General features: G+C 40.3%; 17 protein-coding genes and 2 pseudogenes. 17 read left to right on the top strand and 2 right to left on the bottom strand.

The annotated features are described in order from the left end of the window. Together HT678_RS00500 and HT678_RS11845 are read left to right on the top strand one after the other, a co-directional pair. On the top strand, positions 1 to 448 hold a 448-nt coding region (locus HT678_RS00500; RefSeq protein WP_172924508.1), incomplete at its 5' end, for an IS30 family transposase. Between the two features lie 670 nt (positions 449 to 1,118). Then, positions 1,119 to 1,412 (top strand): annotated as a pseudogene (locus HT678_RS11845) (N-acetylmuramoyl-L-alanine amidase family protein); the annotation flags it as partial. Between the two features lie 222 nt (positions 1,413 to 1,634). Here HT678_RS11845 and HT678_RS11355 read toward each other — a convergent pair. After that, positions 1,635 to 2,127 (bottom strand): annotated as a pseudogene (locus tag HT678_RS11355) (IS66 family transposase); the annotation flags it as partial. 444 nt (positions 2,128 to 2,571) lie between these two features. On the opposite strand from HT678_RS11355, the gene polA reads away from it, so the two are divergent. Both polA and HT678_RS00525 read left to right on the top strand, forming a co-directional pair. Then, complete coding sequence (polA, locus tag HT678_RS00520; RefSeq protein ID WP_172924510.1) at positions 2,572 to 5,205, top strand: DNA polymerase I; 2,634 nt, start codon at positions 2,572 to 2,574, stop codon at positions 5,203 to 5,205. 83 nt (positions 5,206 to 5,288) lie between these two features. Then, the gene (locus HT678_RS00525; RefSeq protein WP_000076477.1) at positions 5,289 to 5,726 is read left to right on the top strand and encodes a CoA-binding protein; all 438 of its coding nucleotides are present in this window, start codon (positions 5,289 to 5,291) and stop codon (positions 5,724 to 5,726) included. Positions 5,727 to 5,872: 146 nt separating this feature from the next. On the opposite strand, the gene HT678_RS00530 is transcribed toward HT678_RS00525, so the two are convergent. Beyond that, the gene (locus tag HT678_RS00530; RefSeq protein ID WP_119947183.1) at positions 5,873 to 6,883 is read right to left on the bottom strand and encodes a YeiH family protein; all 1,011 of its coding nucleotides are present in this window, start codon (positions 6,881 to 6,883) and stop codon (positions 5,873 to 5,875) included. A 589-nt stretch (positions 6,884 to 7,472) separates the two neighbouring features. Here HT678_RS00530 and HT678_RS00535 point away from each other — a divergent pair. The 13 genes from HT678_RS00535 to HT678_RS00595 all read left to right on the top strand — a co-directional run bounded on the left by HT678_RS00535 (position 7,473) and on the right by HT678_RS00595 (position 16,498). Continuing rightward, positions 7,473 to 8,642: a pyridoxal phosphate-dependent aminotransferase gene (locus HT678_RS00535; RefSeq protein ID WP_000366342.1), complete on the top strand. Its 1,170-nt coding sequence runs from the start codon at positions 7,473 to 7,475 to the stop codon at positions 8,640 to 8,642. Then, on the top strand, positions 8,639 to 9,409 hold the full coding sequence (gene recO / locus HT678_RS00540) for a DNA repair protein RecO (RefSeq protein WP_000616164.1): 771 nt from the start codon (positions 8,639 to 8,641) through the stop codon (positions 9,407 to 9,409). Before HT678_RS00535 ends, recO begins: the two co-directional genes overlap by 4 nt. Then, the gene (plsX, locus tag HT678_RS00545; protein ID WP_119948254.1) at positions 9,406 to 10,398 is read left to right on the top strand and encodes a phosphate acyltransferase PlsX; all 993 of its coding nucleotides are present in this window, start codon (positions 9,406 to 9,408) and stop codon (positions 10,396 to 10,398) included. The genes recO and plsX overlap by 4 nt, the downstream gene beginning before the upstream one ends. Before the next feature lie 5 nt (positions 10,399 to 10,403). Next, entirely contained in the window at positions 10,404 to 10,637 is a 234-nt protein-coding gene (locus HT678_RS00550; RefSeq protein ID WP_000136445.1) for an acyl carrier protein, read from the top strand. Between the two features lie 166 nt (positions 10,638 to 10,803). Then, entirely contained in the window at positions 10,804 to 11,658 is an 855-nt protein-coding gene (locus HT678_RS00555) for a C40 family peptidase (protein ID WP_023935480.1), read from the top strand. Positions 11,659 to 11,770: 112 nt separating this feature from the next. Beyond that, positions 11,771 to 12,940, top strand: coding sequence for an N-acetylmuramoyl-L-alanine amidase family protein (locus HT678_RS00560; RefSeq protein WP_172924511.1), 1,170 nt, complete (start codon positions 11,771 to 11,773; stop codon positions 12,938 to 12,940). 152 nt (positions 12,941 to 13,092) lie between these two features. Continuing rightward, positions 13,093 to 13,239, top strand: a complete 147-nt coding sequence (locus tag HT678_RS00565) for a smi_0057.1 family bacteriocin-like peptide (RefSeq protein ID WP_023940555.1) — start codon at positions 13,093 to 13,095, stop codon at positions 13,237 to 13,239. A 564-nt stretch (positions 13,240 to 13,803) separates the two neighbouring features. Further along, entirely contained in the window at positions 13,804 to 14,619 is an 816-nt protein-coding gene (locus HT678_RS11360) for a GHKL domain-containing protein (RefSeq protein WP_007285090.1), read from the top strand. Beyond that, on the top strand, positions 14,616 to 15,347 hold the full coding sequence (locus HT678_RS00575) for a response regulator transcription factor (protein WP_001221866.1): 732 nt from the start codon (positions 14,616 to 14,618) through the stop codon (positions 15,345 to 15,347). Before HT678_RS11360 ends, HT678_RS00575 begins: the two co-directional genes overlap by 4 nt. 369 nt (positions 15,348 to 15,716) lie before the next feature. Beyond that, entirely contained in the window at positions 15,717 to 15,845 is a 129-nt protein-coding gene (locus HT678_RS00580) for a smi_0059.1 family bacteriocin-like peptide (RefSeq protein ID WP_138699531.1), read from the top strand. 11 nt (positions 15,846 to 15,856) lie between these two features. Next, positions 15,857 to 15,997 carry a hypothetical protein gene (locus HT678_RS00585; RefSeq protein ID WP_001004581.1) on the top strand — a complete coding sequence of 47 codons (141 nt, stop codon included), beginning with the start codon at positions 15,857 to 15,859 and terminating at the stop codon, positions 15,995 to 15,997. 110 nt (positions 15,998 to 16,107) lie between these two features. Beyond that, positions 16,108 to 16,290, top strand: coding sequence for a class IIb bacteriocin, lactobin A/cerein 7B family (locus HT678_RS00590; RefSeq protein ID WP_000435077.1), 183 nt, complete (start codon positions 16,108 to 16,110; stop codon positions 16,288 to 16,290). A gap of 19 nt (positions 16,291 to 16,309) precedes the next feature. Beyond that, the gene (locus HT678_RS00595; RefSeq protein ID WP_138703720.1) at positions 16,310 to 16,498 is read left to right on the top strand and encodes a hypothetical protein; all 189 of its coding nucleotides are present in this window, start codon (positions 16,310 to 16,312) and stop codon (positions 16,496 to 16,498) included. The last annotated feature ends 30 nt before the right edge of the window (positions 16,499 to 16,528 follow it).

The raw sequence follows: 16,528 nt of genomic DNA on the forward strand, positions 1-16,528 counted from the left end.
TATGGACAATGCCATATGGAATAATAAAAGTGCTGAGGCGGTCAATCAGGCTTTAAAACTCATCTTAAAACAAGACAAGATTCTGTCCATCACGGCAGATAATGGTACAGAATTTAACCGCTTGTCTGATGTATTTTCTGAGGAACATATCTATTATGCGCACCCCTATGCCTCTTGGGAAAGGGGAACTGATGAGAATCACAACAGGCTCATTCGGAGATGGTTACCTAAGGGAACTAAGAAAACGACTCCCAAAGAAGTCGCATTCATCGAAAATTGGATTAATAACTATCCTAAAAAATGCTTGAACTACAAATCACCCAGAGAAGACTTCTTCATGGCTAACTTGAACTTGAAATTTGGCTTTTTTGAAAAAATAGGTAAAAAGTTTAAAAACTCGAAGAAAACTCTTGACAAATCCTGCAAATATTTATATAATCTATGGTAGTAAGGTAGTCTTACGAAAAAATATTTTAAAGAAAAACAAAGGAGATAAAACGATGAAAAAAGTTTTATTGACAAGCGCAGTCGCTCTTGCAGCATTTGGTGCTGTACAAGCTGTTTCAGCTGATACAGCAACTTTTAGTGAGGCTAATGTTCAAACATTGCCAAATGCTAAACCTGCAGCTGATGAGAGAACAGAACCAAGTGCAGAAGTTTCTAAACTCTTTAAAGAAGCAGCAGAAGCAGCAGAAGCAGCAGCTAAACGTGGAGAAGAAGCAAGTGGTAAAGTTAATACTACTGAAAATGGTGATTTGACTATTGATGATATTAAGTCTTACCTTGCATCTCAACAATCTCAACAATCTCAACAATCTAATAAACAAAGAGTTGTTACCGATAGATATGTTAAGGTTTATGATAAAGAAGGTAATGAACTGAAACTTGATGGTAAAGCAGTTGAGATTAAGTATGAAAAATCAGCTAAAAGTACTGTTGAAGTTAAAACTAAACGTGGAACATATAAATTAACAGTTCGAGTACAAAATGGTAAAGCAACCCTTTTGGAAATTCCTCAACTAGTAGCTTCTGCTGAAAAACCAGCTGCTCAAGCAGCATGGGTTCAATCAGGTTCTCGCTGGTGGTACAAACACGCTGATGGTTCTTACACAACTAATGGTTGGGAAAAAATCAACGGAACTTGGTACTATTTTGACCAAGCTGGTTGGATGGCAACTGGTTGGGTTAAAGACAATGGTACTTGGTACTACCTAAACGACAACGGTTCAATGGCAACTGGTTGGGTTAAAGATAACGGTACTTGGTACTACTTGAAATCATCAGGTTCAATGGCAACTGGTTGGTATCAAGTTGGTGGTAAATGGTACTACTCATACGCGTCAGGAGCTCTTGCAGTTAATACAACTGTAGATGGTTATAAAGTAAACCACAACGGTGAGTGGGTTAAATAATCCAAGATAATTTAAAACTAGGAGAGTTCTCTCCTAGTTTTTTTGCTCTTTGTTAGCTATAGGGGTAGAGTTTTTGGCATTTTCCTTGCAACTCCGTCTATTGGTTAGAAGAAAATAAAAAGTGAACAAGACGATATTTCAGTCGTAACCGCCTAATAACGAAGTATATTGAAAAATCTCCAGCCTAGAGAACTCACGGATAGTTCCTAATCTGGAGATTTCTTATTTGCACTTTTCTTGTACAACTTTAGTCCATGGTAAATAAGCCTCTAAAACCTCTTTGTTTACGAGAGTTTCCTCGTTTGGAAGACATTCTAGAAGATAGGATAGATATTTTTCACTATTTAGTTGATGACGTTTAGCTGTTTCCAACAAACTCATAATAATAGCTGTTGCTTTAGCTCCTTCAAAACTTTGAGAAAACAACCACCCTCGCTTTTTAAAATTTAGCTTAGGCTAAAAGAGTCCACTGGACTCTTTTACTCCGTCCCATAACCAATGATTTAATGGCGTGTTCAGCTAGATTATTGGAAAGGACCAGATGTCCGTCTTTTAAAATGGTCTTAAAGGTTTCTTCATACTTGAGGCTGTATTCAATAGCCCTTCCTAGTTTTGAACCTGCTAAAACTGACTGACATCGACACCAAGCAAAGAAATCTTCCATTAGGGGGTGGAGCTCTTCTTGACGTTTCTGTAGTCGTTCATCAGCTGGCAAAGCATGCAATCGCTTTTCACCTGCTTTTAAGGCCTAGTTTAAGACTAAGTTAGAACAAGGAAAACATTACAATGTAGCCATCATCCACCTTGCAAAAAAACTTATCCGAACCATGTTTTATCTCCTAAAAAAGAGCTACCATTTGACGAACAAAAAGTGATGTAATTTCTGAAATTAACACAAGATTACCTTTGAAAAAAATGGACTTTTTCAAGGGATTTTTGCCGTGCTCTAAAATCATCGCTAAATCATCAAATTGAAATAAGAAATATTTTAGATAAACTATTGACTTTTCTTATAGTTTGTCTTTCATTATAGCACATTTTTAAATCTAAGTTTACTAGTTTCAATGCTTCTATCTATTTATTCGGGAAAAAGTTTGAAAAATACTTGCTCTAGCTCTTCCCAATGGTATTTTTTGATTCTTTCCTTTATAATGGGTGTATGGATAAGAAAAAATTATTATTGATTGATGGGTCTTCTGTTGCTTTTCGGGCGTTTTTTGCACTCTATCAGCAGTTGGACCGTTTTAAGAATGCGGCTGGTTTGCATACCAATGCCATTTATGGTTTCCAGTTGATGTTGAGCCATTTGTTGGAGCGGGTGGAGCCTAGTCATATTTTGGTGGCTTTTGATGCGGGAAAGACGACCTTCCGGACAGAGATGTATGCGGACTATAAGGGTGGTCGGGCTAAGACTCCTGATGAGTTTCGTGAGCAATTTCCTTTCATTCGTGAGTTGCTGGATCATATGGGGATTCGTCACTATGAGCTGGCTCAGTATGAGGCGGATGACATCATTGGGACGCTGGATAAGCTAGCTGAGCAGGATGGTTTTGATATTACCATTGTCAGTGGGGACAAGGACTTGATTCAGCTGACGGATGAGCATACGGTGGTTGAAATTTCCAAGAAAGGTGTGGCTGAGTTTGAGGCCTTTACGCCAGATTATCTCATGGAAAAGATGGGCATCACACCGACTCAGTTTATCGATCTCAAGGCGCTCATGGGTGATAAGTCGGATAATATCCCTGGGGTGACCAAAATTGGTGAAAAGACTGGTATCAAGCTCTTGCTGGAGCATGGTTCGCTTGAGGGGATTTATGAAAATATCGATGGGATGAAGGCTTCTAAGATGAAGGAAAATCTTATCAATGATAAGGAACAGGCCTTTTTGTCTAAAACACTGGCGACCATTGATACCAAGGCGCCGATTGAGATTGGTTTGGAGGATTTGGTCTATAGTGGTCCAGATGTTGAAAATCTTGGGAAATTCTACGATGAGATGGGCTTCAAACAGCTCAAGCAGGCTTTAAATGTGTCGTCAGCTGATATGGCTGAGAGTTTGGACTTTACTATTGTTGAGCAAATCAGTCAAGACATGTTGAGTGAAGAATCTATCTTCCATTTTGAGCTTTTTGGTGAGAATTACCATACGGATGATTTGGTTGGATTTGCCTGGTCTTGTGGGGAAAAGCTCTATGCTACAGACAAGCTTGAGCTCTTGCAAGACCCGATTTTCAAGGACTTTTTAGAAAAAACACCTCTGAGAGTTTATGACTTTAAGAAGGCTAAAGTTCTCTTGCATCGTTTGGGTGTGGATTTGCAGTCGCCTGCTTTTGATAGCCGTTTGGCTAAATACCTCCTTTCGACTGTGGAGGACAATGAAATTGCGACTATTGCTAGTCTTTATGGTCAGACTTATTTGGTTGATGATGAGACTTTCTATGGTAAGGGAGTCAAGAAGGCCATTCCTGAACGCGAGAAATTCTTGGATCATTTGGCTCGTAAGCTTGCTGTGTTGGTCGAAACAGAGCCTATTTTGCTTGAAAAACTCAGCGAAAATGGTCAGTTAGAGCTTCTTTATGATATGGAGCAACCTCTAGCTTTTGTCCTTGCCAAGATGGAAATAGCTGGGATTACGGTCAAGAAAGAGACCTTGCTTGAGATGCAGGCTGAAAATGAGCTTGTCATTGAAAAACTGACTCAAGAGATTTACGAGTTGGCTGGTGAGGAGTTTAATATCAACTCGCCTAAGCAGTTGGGCGTGCTTCTCTTTGAAAAATTGGGGTTACCTTTAGAATACACTAAGAAAACCAAAACTGGATACTCGACTGCGGTGGATGTGTTAGAGCGTCTAGCTCCTATTGCGCCGATTGTTAAGAAAATTCTTGATTACCGTCAAATTGCTAAGATTCAATCCACTTATGTGATTGGCTTGCAAGACTGGATTTTGGCTGATGGCAAGATTCATACGCGCTATGTGCAGGATTTGACCCAGACTGGGCGTTTGTCTAGTGTGGATCCAAACTTGCAAAATATCCCTGTTCGCTTGGAACAAGGGCGCTTGATTCGTAAGGCCTTTGTACCTGAGTGGGAGGATAGTGTGTTGCTCAGTTCGGACTATTCGCAGATTGAATTGCGTGTTTTGGCGCATATTTCTAAGGATGAGCACTTGATTAATGCCTTCCAAGAGGGAGCGGACATCCATACTTCGACAGCCATGCGGGTCTTTGGCATTGAGCGTCCTGAGGATGTGACTGCAAACGACCGTCGCAATGCAAAGGCTGTCAACTTTGGAGTGGTTTACGGGATTTCAGACTTTGGTTTGTCTAATAATCTGGGCATTAGCCGTAAGGAGGCCAAAGCCTACATTGATACCTACTTTGAACGCTTCCCAGGTATTAAAAACTACATGGATGAAGTGGTGCGTGAGGCGCGTGATAAGGGCTATGTGGAGACCCTCTTCAAGCGTCGTCGTGAGTTGCCAGATATCAATTCGCGCAACTTTAACATTCGTGGTTTTGCGGAGCGGACAGCTATCAACTCACCTATCCAGGGTTCGGCAGCAGATATTCTCAAGATTGCCATGATTCAGCTAGATAAAGCCTTGGTTGCAGGTGGTTATCAGACTAAGATGCTTCTGCAAGTGCATGATGAAATCGTCCTTGAAGTTCCTAAATCTGAATTGACAGAGATGAAAAAATTGGTCAAACAAACCATGGAAGAAGCCATTCAACTCAGTGTTCCCCTCATCGCAGATGAAAATGAAGGGGCAACCTGGTACGAGGCTAAATAAAAAGGGGGCTAGTCCTCCTTTTTGTAGTAGAATGATGCAAGCCTTTTCAAAATGTGCTATACTGATGAAAAAGGAGGATTTCTATGAGTCAAGAATTTATCAATCCAAGTGATGGCGTGATTCGTCAGTATCTCGCAACGAGTAAAACCCTTGCTGTGGTGGGCTTGTCAGACCGTGAAGAAACAACTAGCAATCGAGTGACCAAGGAAATGCAGGCTCGGGGTTATAAAATCATTCCAGTCAATCCTAAGGCGGCAGGTGGCGAAATCTTGGGTGAAAAGGCTTATGCTAGCCTAGCGGAGATTCCTTTTCCTGTAGATATTGTCAATGTTTACCGTCGCAGTGAGTTTTTGCCAGATGTGGCGCGTGATTTTCTCAAGGCTGATGCTAAGATTTTTTGGGCACAGCTAGGACTTGAAAGTCTAGAAGCGGAAGAAATCTTGCGTGCTGGTGGATGCGATGACATCGTGATGAATCGTTGCATCAAGAGAGAACATACACGCTTGATTGAGGAAGCATAAGAAAAAGGTAGCTGGTGGGCTACCTTTTGTATTATACTCAATAAAAAGCAAAGAGCAAACTAGGAAACTAGTCGCAGGCTGCTCAAAACACAGTTTTGNNACGGCAAGGCGACGTTGACGTGGTTTGAAGAGATTTTCGAAGAGTATTAGAAAATGCCGATAAGTGTCTGCATACCAAGACTAGTGAGAATGATAGCTATCCAGCAAATGGCTCCGAGAACAATGGATTTTCCGCTGGATTTGACCATAGCTACTAGATTGGTTTTGAGACCGATAGCACTCATGGCCATGATAATGAGGAATTTGGAAAGTTGTTTGAGAGGGGTAAAGAAACTACTGGATACTCCGAGAGAGGTCAGTAGGGTGGTTAGGAGAGATGCAAGGATAAAGTAAAGGATAAAAAGTGGGAAGACTTTTTTCAGTTGTAAGCCTTGCTTATTTTTTTCTTTATGACTTTGCCAGTAGGAGAGAAAGAGAGTGATGGGGATAATAGCAAGGGTTCGCGTAAGTTTGACAATGGTTGCGGATTCGAGGGTATTGCTTTGGTAGAGGCTGTCCCAGGCGCTGGCGGTGGCTGTTACAGAGGAAGTATCATTGACCGCAGTTCCTGCAAAGAGGGCGAAGCCTTCATTGGATAGATGAAGCCAGGTACCTAGCGTTGGAAAGATGAGCGCAGCCAAGACATTGAAGAAAAAGATAACGGAGATGGCTTGGGCTACTTCCTTTTCCTTAGCATGGATAACAGGCGCTGTCGCTGCAATGGCAGAACCCCCACAGATAGAAGAACCTACTCCAATCAAGGTAGTCAGTTTTGTATCCAGGGCAAAGAAGCGCTGGAAGAGGTAGGCAACAATCAAGGCTATTGAAATGGTGGACAGGATGACAGGGAGTGAAGATTGCCCAACTGCGAAGACTTGAGAGATATTGAGACCAAAACCAAGCAAGATAACGGCATACTGGAGCAATTTCTTGGAACTAAAGGTCAATCCAACATCCAGTTGTTTATAAGACGAGAGAAAGGGATGTAGGAGCATGCCCATAAAAATCGCAAAAACGGGCGCGCCAATTACAGGGAAGAATCCTCCTAAGTACCAAGATACGATAGAAATGAGAAGGCAGACCAAGATGCCTGCTCCATTTTTTGATAGAAATGACATAAAAACCTCCAAATAGAATCTGTTACCATTATAGACCTGTAAACAGGAAAAGTAAAATAGAAAGTGGAGCCAACAATTATTTGACAAGTAGTGCTAATTATGTAACAATAATCTTACAAGAACTGTAACGAAGTCTTGGCAAAAACAAAAATACTAGAGCTCCACCTCTGGTATTTCTTTTTGTCCAGTTACATTAAAACTAAACTCAGGTTATATTTTTTTGTCGCGCTTATCTAACCACTTTCTGACTATCCACTCAGAAATGACATTACCGGTAATAGTAATCAGTAATGGTGCTAGAATAGTTGTAACGAAGATTATCAAAACCTCAATACTCTTCGAAAATCTCTTCAAACCACGCCAACGTCGCCTTGCCGTATNNTTTGATTTTCATTGAGTATTAGTTATGCTTTCACCTCGATTCCTAGTCTCATGAGATTTTCATTGAGTATTCTCAAAACATAGTGTTGTAATCAATTTAAATTAACCTACTTCAATTTGTTATGCTAGCGTTATTCTATCATGTATTTTTGCGGTCGGGGGGCTTTTGTAGTATAATAGAGATACGTTTTGAAAGTAGGAGGTATCTATGGACTTAACTAAGCGCTTTAATAAACAGTTAGATAAAATTCAAGTTTCGTTGATTCGTCAGTTTGACCAGGCTATTTCGGAGATTCCTGGGGTCTTGCGTTTGACCTTGGGGGAACCTGATTTTACAACGCCAGACCATGTCAAGGAGGCGGCCAAGCGAGCGATTGATCAGAACCAATCCTACTATACAGGGATGAGTGGTCTGCTGACTCTACGTCAGGCAGCTAGTGACTTTGTTAAGGAAAAGTACCAACTGGACTATGCTCCTGAAAATGAAATCTTGGTTACAATTGGGGCGACAGAGGCTTTATCTGCGACTTTGACGGCTATTTTGGAAGAGGGAGACAAGGTACTTTTGCCAGCTCCTGCTTATCCAGGCTATGAACCGATTGTTAACTTAGTTGGGGCAGAAATTGTTGAGATTGATACGACTGAAAATGGTTTTGTCTTGACTCCTGAGATGTTGGAGAAGGCCATTTTGGAGCAGGGTGATAAGCTCAAGGCGGTTATTCTCAACTATCCAGCCAATCCGACAGGAATTACCTACAGTCGAGAGCAGTTAGAGGCCTTGGCAGCTGTTTTACGCAAGTACGAAATTTTTGTTGTCTGTGATGAGGTTTACTCAGAATTGACCTACACAGGCGAAGCCCATGTGTCTCTAGGAACGATGTTGAGAGACCAGGCTATTATTATCAATGGTTTGTCTAAATCGCATGCCATGACAGGTTGGCGTTTGGGGCTGATTTTCGCTCCTGCGGCCTTCACAGCCCAGTTAATCAAGAGTCACCAATACTTGGTCACTGCCGCAAATACCATGGCGCAACATGCTGCGGTAGAAGCCTTGACGGCTGGTAAAAATGATGCGGAGCCCATGAAGAAGGAATATATCCAGCGTCGGGACTATATCATCGAAAAAATGACTGCTCTTGGTTTTGAGATTATCAAACCAGACGGTGCCTTCTATATTTTTGCTAAAATTCCAGCGGGCTACAATCAAGACTCCTTTGCTTTTCTGAAGGATTTTGCTCAGAAGAAGGCCGTTGCCTTTATCCCTGGTGCAGCCTTTGGACGTTACGGGGAAGGCTACGTCCGCCTATCTTATGCAGCCAGCATGGAGACTATCAAAGAAGCCATGAAACGACTTGAGGAGTACATGAGAGAAGCATGATTCAGTCTATCACGAGTCAAGGCTTGGTGCTTTACAATCGCAATTTTCGTGAGGATGACAAGCTCGTCAAAATTTTTACAGAGCAGGTTGGCAAACGCATGTTTTTTGTCAAACACGCTGGTCAGTCTAAGCTGGCGCCTGTTATTCAGCCCTTGGTGCTGGCACGATTTCTCTTGCGAATCAATGATGACGGACTCAGTTACATCGAAGACTATCATGAGGTCATGACTTTTCCCAAGATTAATAGTGACCTCTTTGTCATGGCCTATGCGACCTATGTGGCAGCTCTTGCAGATGCTAGTTTGCAGGACAATCAGCAGGATGCTCCCTTGTTTGCTTTTTTGCAAAAGACTTTGGAGTTGATGGAAGCAGGCTTGGATTATCAGGTTTTGACCAATATTTTTGAAATTCAAATTTTGACTCGATTTGGAATCAGCCTCAATTTTAATGAGTGTGTCTTCTGCCATCGGGTTGGTCAGGCTTTTGACTTTTCTTTCAAATATGGAGCCTGCCTCTGTCCAGAGCATTATCATGAGGATAAGAGACGTTGTCATCTCAATCCCAATATCCCCTATCTGCTCAATCAATTTCAAGCTATTGATTTTGAGACTTTGGAGACCATTTCGCTCAAGCCTGGAATCAAGCAAGAGCTACGCCAATTTATGGATCAATTATATGAAGAGTACGTTGGGATTCACCTAAAATCAAAGAAATTTATTGATTCCCTAGCAGACTGGGGACAATTACTAAAAGAGGAAAAGAAATGAAAAAAATCGCAGTAGATGCCATGGGGGGCGATTACGCACCTCAGGCCATCGTTGAGGGTGTCAATCAAGCCCTAGCTGACTTTTCAGATATCGAGGTTCAACTCTACGGAGATGAAGCTAAAATCAAGCAATATCTGACAGCGGCGGAGCGCGTCAGCATTATCCATACGGATGAGAAGATTGATTCAGACGATGAACCTACGAGAGCTATTCGGAAGAAGAAAAATGCCAGTATGGTATTGGCGGCCAAGGCTGTCAAAGAAGGCGAAGCAGACGCTGTTCTCTCAGCTGGGAATACAGGTGCTTTGTTGGCGGCTGGGTTTTTCATCGTGGGTCGTATCAAGAACATCGATCGTCCTGGGCTTATGTCGACTTTGCCGACTGTAGATGGGAAAGGTTTTGACATGCTAGACCTCGGTGCTAATGCGGAAAATACAGCCCAGCACCTCCATCAATACGCTGTCCTCGGTTCCTTCTATGCTAAAAATGTCCGTGGAATTGCGCAACCACGTGTTGGTTTGCTCAACAATGGAACAGAGAGTAGCAAGGGTGACCCGCTTCGTAAGGAAACTTACGAATTACTAGCAGCTGATGAAAGTTTGAACTTTATCGGAAACGTGGAAGCGCGTGATTTGATGAATGGCGTTGCGGATGTTGTTGTGGCAGATGGTTTCACGGGAAACGCTGTGCTCAAATCCATTGAAGGGACAGCCATGGGAATCATGGGATTGCTCAAGACAGCTATTACAGGTGGTGGTTTTCGAGCGAAACTAGGCGCCCTCCTTCTCAAGGACAGCCTCAGAGGTTTGAAAAAACAGCTCAACTACTCAGATGTTGGTGGAGCAGTCTTGTTTGGTGTCAAGGCACCTGTTGTCAAGACTCATGGCTCAAGCGATGCCAAGGCTGTTTATAGTACGATTCGCCAGATTCGTACCATGCTAGAAACAGACGTAGTTGCCCAGACTGCGCGTGAATTTTCAGGAGAATAAAAGAGATGACAGAAAAAGAAATTTTTGACCGTATTGTAACCATTATCCAAGAGCGACAGGGAGAAGACTTTGTCGTGACAGAATCCTTGAGTCTGAAAGACGATTTGGATGCTGACTCAGTCGACTTGATGGAGTTTATCTTGACACTGGAAGATGAATTTAATATCGAAATCAGCGACGAAGAAATTGACCAACTCCAAAGTGTAGGAGATGTTGTTAAAATCATTCAAGCAAAATAGAAATCGGAGTTCCAAGGCATTTGCTTTGGAATTTTTGATTTGGTTCAAATGACCGTTTAGGAACAGATTTAGTCTTTCTAGGGACAGGAGAAATCTGAGGACAAATAAGGGATATAATGAAATCAGAAAAATCAATCTCTAAAAGGAGAAAAAAGAAAGGATTTTTATGATGAAAAAATATCTTTATTCTAGTTTGTTAGTTCTTGCAGGAGGCGTTCTCCTAGCAAATACTACGGTAGCCTATGCTGATTCCCCATCAGCAAGTGAGAAAGAAGCGATTGCTCAATTAGTTAATCAAGGCAAGATAAAAGCTGAAGAAGCTGATCAAGTAAAATTGATTGGTTTTGAAGATAAAGAAACCCAAGCAGAGGGCAATCAAGAGAAGAAAGCTTTCAATCAATATCGTGATCCGAAAGGAACATGGATGCAAACCAATGGTAAATGGTGGTTTAAATACGGTTCAGGTGGGTATGCTAAAAATTGGGAACAATTAGATGGCAAGTGGTACTATTTTGATGACCAAGGATGGATGAAAGAAAATACTTGGATTCAACCTGATGGCAATTATTACTACTTATCTGCTAGTGGTGCTATGGTCACTGGTTATCAACGTGTGAATGGTACACCATACTTCTTTAGAGCCAGTGGTGTATGGGTAGAAAATCGTGGACAGGCACTTGGTGAATACGCAGAGACATTTGTAGGAAAAATCCCATATGTTTGGGGTGGGGCAGATTTGAATAGTGGCGTAGATTGCTCAGGATTTACGATGGCTATTCATGCTAAGTTTGATATTAGTATTCCTAGAGTAACCTATGGTCAAGCAACAGGAGGAAGCTATATAAGTAATGGTTCTCAACAAGCTGGAGATTTGATTTTGTATAATAGTGAAGAGACAAATGACCATGTAGGTATTTATGTTGGTGGTGGAAAGGTAGTTCATGCTCCATATCCAGGTCAATATGTTTCTTATATGAATCAATACGGTATTACTCAAAATACAATTCGTAGATATTGGTAATATTGTCTAATTTTTCACAATATTATTGACTTTGACAATGAAAAGTATTAGAATATAGCTAAATAAAGAGGGGAAGCCCTCTTATAGCTATTCAATAAAGGAGGAAATGGCTATGAAAAAATCTAAACTACTTACACTTGGTTTGCTTGCAGGTGCTGGTCTACTTTTGTCTATCAACCAAGCACAGGCTGCAGATACTTGGGTTAAAAATGGTGCTGACTGGAATCTTTCACAAGATGGCAGTCTAGCTAAGGATAAATGGGTACAAAATGCTGGGTCATGGTATCACTTCGACATCACTGGTAAAATGCAGACAGGTTGGCTCAAAGACGGTAACACTTGGTATTCGCTCGCAGATAGTGGCGCTATGCGTACTGGCTGGTACAAGGAAGGTAACACATGGTATTCGCTCGCAAGTAGTGGTGCTATGCGTACTGGCTGGTACAAAGAAGGATCTACTTGGTACTATCTCAAAGACAGTGGCGCTATGGCAACAGGATGGGCGACTCCAAATGGTAAATGGTCTTACTTTGAAAAATCAGGTGCTATGGTCGCAGATAGAGCTGTTCCAGCCAGTGATGGGGAAAGTTATGTCATTGGTAAGGATGGCTATCTAGCAAATAGAAAAGATGCTGGATACAATATTCATGATATTGTCAAACTTGGAGATGGGCAAGAATATTTGCTAAATGCTAAAGGTGACGATGTTATTATTGAAAAGAATGCCTGGTATATCAGACCAGAGTTCAAGAAGTTTTCTAACAAATATGGTGATGAGGTCGCAAATACTACCTTAGCTTTAGTGGATAATAAAGAAGAAGGACAAGAAATTGATCCTAAGGCAGTTGTACAGAACTTTCAAAACTTACCAAATCGCTACTACTTTGATGAAAATGGACATCGTGTGGTTAATATCCCAGCAATGACAACCTATTCAGAGATTAAAAAAGTTGGCAATGATGTCTATTTAGAAAATCCAGGTGCACGACTTCGTCTTGGAGCTACCCACTTTACAATCAATAACAATAAACTATACTATTTAGAAAATGAGCAAGGTAAGCTCAAAACAGGTTACTTTGTATTAATTGATGATGGTATGGCTACAGCCCACTATCACATCCTAGCCTATGCGGATCAATCTGGTGAAATTCTTAAGATGAAACGCTTGCCATCAGGAGTTTTAGATTATCTGGATAAAGAAATCGATGGTTTATACGGTGAAAAAATTAAAATTGAATCTCCACACTCAAACGAATATTATAAAGTGGTTGTGGTTAAATAAAAATAACATCTTCACAACTAATCGTTAACACTCTAACCAATATACCATTTTCAAGAGGCTTTAGATTTCTTGTATTTTAAAAGAAAACTAAAGACTTTTGTAGATGGAGCAGGGGATAGAGTTGTCTATAAAATAATGAAAAGGAGTCTGTCATGGAAATGAAAAATATATTTGTAGAATTGAAACAATTTGAAGAATTAACTCCAGAGGCTTTGGAGAAAGTGAATGGTGGAGGGATTTTTGAAGATGCCGTAAAATGGTGCGATAAGTTATTTAGTACGGGTAGACACTTTGCTTAAATTCACAGTATTCGTTAGAGATTAGATTTATTTATGATTATTTTAGAATTCTTAGTTTCTGTGCTATATATACTGTTGGTAGTCGTTTCAACCATGGTTCCTACTATTTATTTGGGTGCTCAAATTTCCCCAGAATTTTATAAAAAACGTTATTGGGTCCTTGTATTTTTAATTAGTTTATCTGCTCGCCAAACATTTGGAGAATTATTTCATATAGGAATCATTCTCTTCTTTTACTGTATTTTTTTACTAGTATTGCACAAGGGAAAAGGGGAAGCTTTTTTTCTTTCTCTGTATCTTTTTCTCTTCTTTCAAAGTATTCGTTATTTATTTTTGACAATTTGGATTCGTGTATTATCTGGTGAGCCTTGTTGTTTTGTAGATTCGTTTTCCACTTTATATAGATCTGTATTTGATTTATTATCAATATTTCTATGTTCTACAATTATGAAACGTTGTTCTTTGGATTTGGATTTATTCTTTTCAGATGCTTTCAAAACCCACTATTATAAGAGTTTTTTCATTATCCTACCTCTGACTGGATTTAGGATATTCTCTTCGTTTATGACCAATAGAAATAGTTCGTTCTACGTTCGTTTTGATACGACCATTTCTCTCCTGATTTTCATTCTCTTTTTCTCTTGGCTCTTTTACATCAAGCATTTGGAGCAGGTTTATCGTGATGAGCAGACCATTCAGAGACAGGAAGATGAAAATCGTTCCTTGCAAGGAATGGTGGATAAGTTGGGACATCTCTATGATGAGGTTCGAGGTTTCCGTCATGATTTTGCGGGAATTGTCGCCAGCATGGAGCCTGCCATAGCAAATCAAGACATGGCTGAGGTATCTACCATTTATCAAGATGTCTTTCTAAAGACTAATGAAAAGCTGAGGAAGGCGGATTACACGGCCTTTAATCTTCACAATATCCATGATATAGCTATTCGCAATACCTTGGCAAAAGCCATGATTGTGGCAGATAAGCAGGGAATTCATTTTAGTTTGGAGACGGTGGGGGTTGTCGAAGAGCTGGCATTGCCTATGTTGGAGGCTATCCGTATCCTCTCTATCCTCACGACAAATGCTTTAGAAGCAGCCAGTGAGGCTGAAAATCCGCAGATTCGGGTTGCTTTATTGGCAGGTGATAGGAGTGTCCGTTTTATCATTGAAAACACTCGTAAGAAAGAAGAACTGAATCCCAGTATTCTCAGTCAAAAGGGTTACTCTACCAAGGATAACCACAGTGGACTGGGCTTGGCAACCTTGGAGGACATGGTTTTTCATTATGATTTAAACTTAGATACCCAGCTAGGAGAGACGACTTTTAGACAAGATTTAGAATTGCCATTTAAGGATGAGAAACGAGGGGGAGAGGAATGAGAATTTTAGTTTTGGAAGACGATAGAGTCCAGCAAGGACGGATAGAGCAGACTTTACTAGATATCGGTCGCTCTCGCAATTTAAGATTGGAAATTGATATTGCCAAAAACTATGGGGATGTTGAAAAGTATTCTCAGTATTTTGACCATTACCAGCTCTATTTATTAGATTTAGAGATTGATGGAGAGCGTGAACGGGGCTTTCAGGTTGCTCAACAGGTTCGGGAGCGGGATCCTTTTACAAGCATTGTCTTTGTGTCCACGCACTCGGAGGCCTTACCTCTAGCTTTTCGCTACCACTTGTCTGCCTTGGATTTTATTTCCAAGGATCAGCCAGAGGCGGACTACTGTCATCAGCTGGAGCGCTGTCTGGACTATGTACTGGCAGTAGATAAGAGGGAAAATATGCGTCTCTTTACCTATAGTTTTGAGGGAAGACGGGGCTTCACTCTGCCCTACCATGAAATTTTAGCCTTTGAAACTTCAGTGGAATCCCATCGTATCAAGGTCTACTATGCCAATCATTCTATCAAGACCATTTATGGCAGTCTCAAGGATATCGCTGCCAAGGCTGAAAAAGATTACTTTGTCTATGCCAATCGCAATACGTTAGTCAGTTTACAGGCTATTGAAGAGATGACTGCCACAGAAGTGACCTTGTTAGAAGGCTTGCATTTCCCCGTATCACGAACAGCCAGAAGAACCCTTAAAAAATATCTTAATGTCTAATATCTGTTAGATTTGAATGAGTTTATCAATAAGAATATCGGAAAATTTTCTGATATTCTTATTTTTTGACTTCTTTTTCGAATAGATAAGTAAGAGGAAAAGAAAAGGAGTTTGCTTCATGTATCTACCGATTTTCTATTCATGGTATATTAAATTATTTTTCAAATAAAATTTAATTTAGTTGTACATTTTCGAAATTTTTTTCGAATAGATAAGTAAGAGGAAAAAGAAAGGAGTTTGCTTTATGTATCTACCAATTTTCTATTCATGGTTCATTAAATTATTTTTTAAATAAAATTTAATTTAGTTGTACATTTTTGAAATTTTTTTCGAATAGATAAGTGAGAAGAAAAAGAAAGGAATAAAATAATGAAAGAACATTATTACGGATTTGTTGAGCTAACTTCGGAAGAATTGACCGATATTCAAGGTGGAGAAAATTGGACGAAGACCCTTGCAGATTGGTACATTGGATTTCGTAGAGGTTTTGGTTTTTAGGAGGATAAGAGATGAATGAAATGAATGATAAGTATACTATTGAAGTATTAAAGGAAAGCGACTTAGCCTTGCTGGTGGGTGGTAGTGAGGCAAGTTACCAACATGGTTTAATGGTGGGGTTCATTTTACGTCGTGCGTTATTTGGATTCTAAGATAATATTTAGAGAGTGAAGCTTACCTACAACAATGAACAGAATATATGAAAAAGGAAATACAAATAACTACCTTTTTCAATTGTTAAGAATCAAAAAAGGAGAATAAGATGGAACAAATTAAAAATATGGAAAATAATTTTCATGTAATGAGTCATGAGGAATTGGCCGATGTAGAAGGAGGCTTGCTATTTGGTCTGGTAGTAGTTGGAGGAGTCGCAATTGCAGGAACATTTTTATTGGGTGCGGTAGATGGTGCTTCAGGAGCACATGCTAAGCGTCGTGGACGTTAACAGGGAAGGAAGAGCGCTGATGGAACGCATAATAGAAAGTTGGATTACTAGGGTAGAGAATTTTTACAGTTTGCAGTCAATTCCTGTAAAAGTATTTATTTTCATAGTTGGAGTAGTTGGGATTTATGCTTTAGGGACATTACTTTTAGGACCGGTTTATTGGGCGGGGCAGAAGTTTGGCGAAATGGTTTACAATTATTTGTTTTAATAAAAAATTATAGATAAAGAGGAACAGACA

The sequence above is a fragment of the Streptococcus sp. 3167 genome (genome assembly GCF_013277175.1).
Classification (GTDB): Bacteria; Bacillota; Bacilli; order Lactobacillales; family Streptococcaceae; genus Streptococcus; species Streptococcus pseudopneumoniae.